At 63.2% G+C, this 5,613-nt stretch carries 6 protein-coding genes; 2 read left to right on the forward strand and 4 right to left on the reverse strand.

Translation table 11 applies throughout. The features are described 5' to 3' along the window. The coding region (locus AC1DX0_RS30075; protein ID WP_477358080.1) for a glycosyltransferase at positions 1–1,248 on the reverse strand (1,248 nt) is incomplete at its 3' end. Positions 1,249–1,446: 198 nt separating this feature from the next. Here AC1DX0_RS30075 and AC1DX0_RS30080 point away from each other — a divergent pair. After that, on the forward strand, positions 1,447–2,151 hold the full coding sequence (locus AC1DX0_RS30080; protein ID WP_477224442.1) for a DUF805 domain-containing protein: 705 nt from the start codon (positions 1,447–1,449) through the stop codon (positions 2,149–2,151). A 69-nt stretch (positions 2,152–2,220) separates the two neighbouring features. Then, entirely contained in the window at positions 2,221–2,880 is a 660-nt protein-coding gene (locus AC1DX0_RS30085) for a DUF805 domain-containing protein (protein ID WP_477224443.1), read from the forward strand. A 239-nt stretch (positions 2,881–3,119) separates the two neighbouring features. Here the strand turns inward: AC1DX0_RS30085 and leuB are convergent, their stop codons facing one another. The 3 genes from leuB to AC1DX0_RS30100 all read right to left on the reverse strand — a co-directional run bounded on the left by leuB (position 3,120) and on the right by AC1DX0_RS30100 (position 5,306). After that, positions 3,120–4,223 carry a 3-isopropylmalate dehydrogenase gene (gene leuB, locus AC1DX0_RS30090; protein WP_477358083.1) on the reverse strand — a complete coding sequence of 368 codons (1,104 nt, stop codon included), beginning with the start codon at positions 4,221–4,223 and terminating at the stop codon, positions 3,120–3,122. A 335-nt stretch (positions 4,224–4,558) separates the two neighbouring features. Next, positions 4,559–4,909 carry a VOC family protein gene (locus tag AC1DX0_RS30095; RefSeq protein ID WP_477224445.1) on the reverse strand — a complete coding sequence of 117 codons (351 nt, stop codon included), beginning with the start codon at positions 4,907–4,909 and terminating at the stop codon, positions 4,559–4,561. 13 nt (positions 4,910–4,922) lie between these two features. After that, positions 4,923–5,306: a RidA family protein gene (locus AC1DX0_RS30100; RefSeq protein ID WP_172222025.1), complete on the reverse strand. Its 384-nt coding sequence runs from the start codon at positions 5,304–5,306 to the stop codon at positions 4,923–4,925. Between the last annotated feature and the right edge of the window lie 307 nt (positions 5,307–5,613).

The raw sequence follows: 5,613 nt of genomic DNA on the forward strand, positions 1-5,613 counted from the left end.
TTCATGATCCTCCGCCATCTGGCGGATGGCGGCATACCAGCCGGCCTGATCGTTGGAATCGATCGCCGGCATCAGCCCGCCGGTCGCCTCGATCAGCGATGGCGTGGTCGACACGATCGCCGGGACGCCGAAATCGAGGCATTCTGAGGCGCCGTAGCCCCAGCCCTCTATATGCGAAGGAAAGACGCCGAACGTGGCGCTGCGATAATATTGGATGAGCTGCTCGTCGCTGACCAGCCCGGTGAAAGTGACCGACTGCAGCAGTTCGGGATGCGCCTTGAGATAGGCGCGCAGCGGCTCGATCATCCAGCCCCAGCGCCCRGCRCAGACAAGCCTYGGCAGCTTGACGCCTTCTTCCCGYGCCTGCYGCCAGATCCGCGCCARGAGGATGTGGTTCTTGCGCACTTCGATGGTCGAGCAGTAGAGCACGAACGGCTCGCCGGCCTCGATGCGCGAGGCCGTGCCCATGCGCGATGCGTTTGCGTGCAAAATGGAGGGCATCGGAAAGCGATACACCACGGGCGCGGCAATGCCGGCCTTGCGCATATGCTCGGTCAGCGTCGCGCCGACCTCGTCGGAGGCGCAGAATGCCGGCGCGCCGGAGCGCACGAGTTGTTCGAGATAGGAGCCGAAGCGGCGCTCGCTGGTGCCTGAGCCAAGCAAATCGGGGCGCAATGCCGGGATGATGTCGTGGCAGAGGAAGGCAAGCTTGCCGGCAGTGCCCGAAACAGCGGAACGGTCCTCCTGGGTCAGGATGTGATGGCTGATCAGCACGAGGCCGGGTTCCGTCTCGACCGGCTGGGCTATGGCGTCCTCGCGCAAACCAAGCCGGATCCGCGCCCGTTGGTCCAGACGATAGGCGCGGATCAACAGCCTCGTCGCCTGGTAGGCAATCCCCTTGCGGCCGTTGGTCACCGTCCTGGCCAGATGGCGGTCCATCTCGCGCTTGTCCCAGGGCTGTTGCCGCACTGCCTCGAAAGCCTGCGACAGCGCTGTGCGTCTCCCTGGCCACCGTTTGACACGATGCGGTGAAATCTCACCCGCCGCGACATGGTCCTGTTCGTAAGCGGCGAGCGGCCGGAACCGGCTCTCGCCTGGCCTGAACGCCACCACCTCCACGCTGGGGTCGGGGTCCGCCAGGGCCGCGTTGACGAGAAAGCTTTCCACCCGCGGAATGCCAGCCAGGCCCTTGCCAGGCGGCCAGAGCATCAGCCCGGTGGCATCGATGGCCAGTCTCGGAGGTTTCATGACCTCGGTTGCGGCGCTGGCTTCAGAATGCTCGACTGTCATTGTCTGCTTTGGCGAAGAGGCTGCACGTAAAGCCTTATGCTTGATTTGCCGCTAATATGGTAGCCGTGTCGCACGGCCCCATGTCGCATGGTCTTGCCCGCGGGCTCGGCCTTGTGCCACACCTTGGCAGGGACGTGGCGATAAAGGGGGTGGGTGATGCGCGGCGAAGTGCTCCACTATGACGAGGATCAGGGCTTCGGCTTCATCACCGGAACCGACGGCAACCGCTACACATTCACCCGCGAGAACCTCCGCCGGCAAACCGCGATGCCCAAGGGAACGGCGGTCGAGTTCCAGGCCGGCGGCGGCCAGGCGCGTGACGTTTTCTCGATCGCCACCGCAAGCCCGGCCGCCGACGCCGGCCCGAGCGCTGCCCCGGTTCAAGCCAGCCCCGCACCTACGGCAGGCGCAGCACAGGCGCAGCAATTCGGCCGATCGTCCGAGTCAGCCGAACCCACCGATCTCTGGGGCTATTTCTGGCGTAGCGTGACCCAGAACTACTTCAATTTTGCCGGCCGCGCCCGCCGCAAGGAATATTGGAGCTATTGCCTGTTCTGGACGGTTTGCCTGCTGATCATCTTCGGCATCGGCATCTTCACCGACATCGAAATGGGTAATTTCGACAACAGCTTCTCAGCAGCGGTGACGGTTGGCCTGTGCGGCACCTTCCTGCTAGCCACCTTCCTGCCTAGCCTCGGCATGATCGTGCGCCGCCTGCACGACATCGGCCTGACCGGCTGGCTCTGCCTTGTAATCCTGATCCCAACCATCGGCAGTTTGATCATACTGGTCTTTGCGTTCATCCCGACGCAGGCCCGCGAAAACCAGTGGGGACCGGTGCCGGCGGGCGTCCGAATTTAGCCTCGCGTGCATATTGCAATCAAGAACAACCTTGAGTAGTATTTGCGCATCGCATTGTAAGGGGGAAGCATGCGCGGCGCGGTCTATCACTACGACCAGGATCAGGATTTCGGTTACATCAATGGGGTCGACGGCAAGCGCTATATCTTTACGCGTAACGACCTAAGCCCTGACATCGCCCTCGTGAGGGGAACCCTCGTCGAATTCCAGCCGGATGACGGCGCGGCCCACAATATCGCCGCAGCCTCAACCGCGCCGTCGTCAAGCAGCGGTGAACCACCACGGCCTGGCCAGCTTGCCGAAAAGCGGCCTGCCGGTTCTACAGGACTGTGGGCCTATTTCGGGMGAACGGTGAGCGTGAATTATTTCAATTTCAACGGACGCGCCCGCCGCAAGGAATTCTGGGCCTTTTGGCTATGTTGCATTCTCATGCTGGCAACGCTTTTCGGCTTCGGGCTCCTCGTCAATCTGGCGGTCAATGGCTTCGGCGCCAATGCGGGCAGGACGTCGATAGGATTCCTGCCCTTCCTTATCTTCGCGTTGGCAATCAACCTGCCATGGATCGCGCTTACCGTGCGGCGTGTGCACGACATCGGCCTGAGCGGCTGGCTTGTCTTGCTCTGCTTCATCCCGGCCGTCGGCGGTGTAGCCTTGCTGGTCTTCGGGCTTGTGCCGTCCCAGGTGGGCGAAAATCCTTGGGGGCCAGTGCCGGCAGGGGTCAAGATTTAAGGGACGGCGATCAAGCTTCAGCGCTTCCTCTCAACGTCGCACCGCCCCTCACCTGCCTGCCGGCATCCTCTCCCCGTGAACGGGGCGAGGGGCGCTCTCATCACCGGTTTCACCAATCACAAACGTTGCAGAACTGTGCCGACGGTGTGGCTGCCTCTCCCCGTTTACGGGGAGAAATGCCCGGTAAGCAATGAGGGGCGGCGCCAACGTTGAGGATTGGCCACCCAGAACGCGCGAAATCAGCCCAGGAACTTGGCGATGATCGCGTCGCCCATCGCAACCGTGCCGACCTCGGTCATGCCGGCGGACAAAATATCCTTGGTGCGCAGGCCCTGATCGAGCACGGCGGCGATCGCGCCTTCCAGTCTGTCGGCTTCATCGACCATGCCGAAGGAATAGCGCAGGCACATGGCGAAGGAAGCGATCATGGCGATCGGGTTGGCGATGCCCTTGCCGGCAATGTCGGGCGCCGAACCATGGACCGGCTCGTACAGCGCCTTGCGCTTCTTGGTCTTGACGTCGGGCGCGCCGAGCGAGGCCGACGGCAGCATGCCGATCGAGCCGGTCAGCATGGCGGCGATGTCGGACAGCATGTCGCCGAACAGATTGTCAGTGACAATGACGTCGAACTGCTTTGGCCAGCGCACCAGCTGCATGCCGCCGGCATCGGCCAGCATGTGGTCGAGCTTGACGTCGGAGTAGCGCGCCTTGTGGGTCTGGGTGACGACCTCGTTCCACAGCACGCCGGACTTCATGACGTTGCGCTTTTCCATCGAGGTGACATGGTTCTTGCGGGTCCGCGCCAGTTCGAACGCGACACCGGAAATGCGCTCGATCTCGAACGTGTCGTAGACCTGCGTGTCGATGCCGCGCTTCTGGCCGTTGCCGAGATCGATGATCTGCTTGGGCTCGCCGAAATAGACGCCGCCGGTCAGCTCGCGCACGATGAGGATGTCGAGGCCTTCGACCACTTCCTGCTTGAGCGAGGAGGACGCGGCCAGCGCCGGATAGCAGATGGCCGGGCGCAGATTGGCGAACAGCTCCATGTCCTTGCGCAGCCGCAGCAGGCCCGCTTCGGGGCGCACCTCGTAAGGCACGGCATCCCATTTCGGACCGCCGACCGCGCCGAACAGCACCGCGTCGGCCGCCATTGCCTTTGCCATGTCGGCATCGGAAATCGCAGCGCCATGCGCATCGTAGGCGCAGCCACCGACCAGGCCCGCATCGGTGRCRAARCCGCTGCCGAGCTTKTCGTTCATGGCYGMKATCAGTTTCTTGACCTCGGCCATGGCCTCAGGGCCGATGCCGTCGCCGGGGAGCAGGAAAAGATGCTTCGTTGCCATGGAGAAACCGTCCCAGAAAGAATTTGAACCGGCGCTTTGCTAAACGCCAAGCGGCGCATGCGCAAGGGGACGAGGAATGCTGCCGCGCGGAACAGGTGCAGTTGTGCCGCACGCTGCTGCATGCGACCTCTCAGAACTTGGGTTCCTCGCCCCCGCCAGAGGCGGGGGAGAGGTGGCCGCGAAGCGGACGGAGAGGGGGTTGCGGCGCTGGCAAGTTCGCTCTGATATTCAACGCCGCGCAGCCCCCTCTCCGTCTCGGCTTCGCCGAGCCACCTCTCCCCCACTTCCGTGGGGGCGAGGAACCCAGGCTGGGGTAGCGTCCTGCGAAAAACCCTTCACCGATGCGAGAGAATGTTGACCAGCCGACCGAAGGGATCGCGCGCATAGAAGCGCCGCACGCCCCAGGGCTCGTCGGCCGGCCCGTATTCGATGGCGAAGCCGGCGGCCTTCATGCCTTCGAGCGCAGCCTCGACATCGTCGACCTCGATCGACAAATCGGGCACCGGCGTGCCGGAGCCGCCTTGCGCCATGAAGGAAACCTGCACCTGCATCTGTTCCCCGGAACCGTAGGTGACGATCCAGCCCTGATCCATCAGCACGTCGAGACCAAGCACGTCGTGGTAGAAGCGGTTGGCGGCTGCCGCGTCCTTTGTTTCGATATTGGCTACGATGCGCCGAACCGTCATGGCTTTGGCCTCCTCATGCCGTCCGCCGCAGCGCCGTCACTTCGATCTCGATCTTCATTTCCGGCTTGTTGAGCTGGCAGACGATCATCGTCGCCGCCGGCCTGATGTCGCCGAAGGTCTCGCCGAGGATCGGGAAGACCACGTCCACGAAGGCCTGGTCGGTGATATAATAGTGCGCCCGCACCACATCGGCCATATCGAAGCCGCCGTCGGCCAGCGCCTTGCCGATCGTCGCCAGGCAATTGCGCGTCTGCGCCTCGACCGTCTCCGGCATCGTCATGGTGGCATAGTCATAGCCGGTCGTGCCGGAGACGAAGCACCAGTCGCCCTGCACCACGGCTCGCGAATAACCGGCGGTCTTTTCGAACGGCGAGCCGGTGGAGATGAGTTTGCGCATGGGGGACCTCGCATGGGTTTGTCGGCCTGCATTTAGCAGGCGGAGCGGCGCGGGTCGTGGGCCAACCAGAGCGGACTGTTGTCACGACGTGGCGGGTGTGGATCGCGGAGATTGGCTGAGGCATCCCTCCCGTCGTCATCAACTCTGAGAAATGGCGGCGTCCCTTAGTCTTGCATTTAGGGTAACGATGATCTTTCGCATGACGGCAGCGATTGCCACCATTGGCTTTTTTCCGTTTGTGACGAGGCGTTTGTAGAAGGGTGCGAATTCGCCCCTTCCAGCTGCGGCGCGCAGGGCTGGCATGAAC

It is taken from the genome of Mesorhizobium sp. P3_A9 (assembly GCF_056402975.1).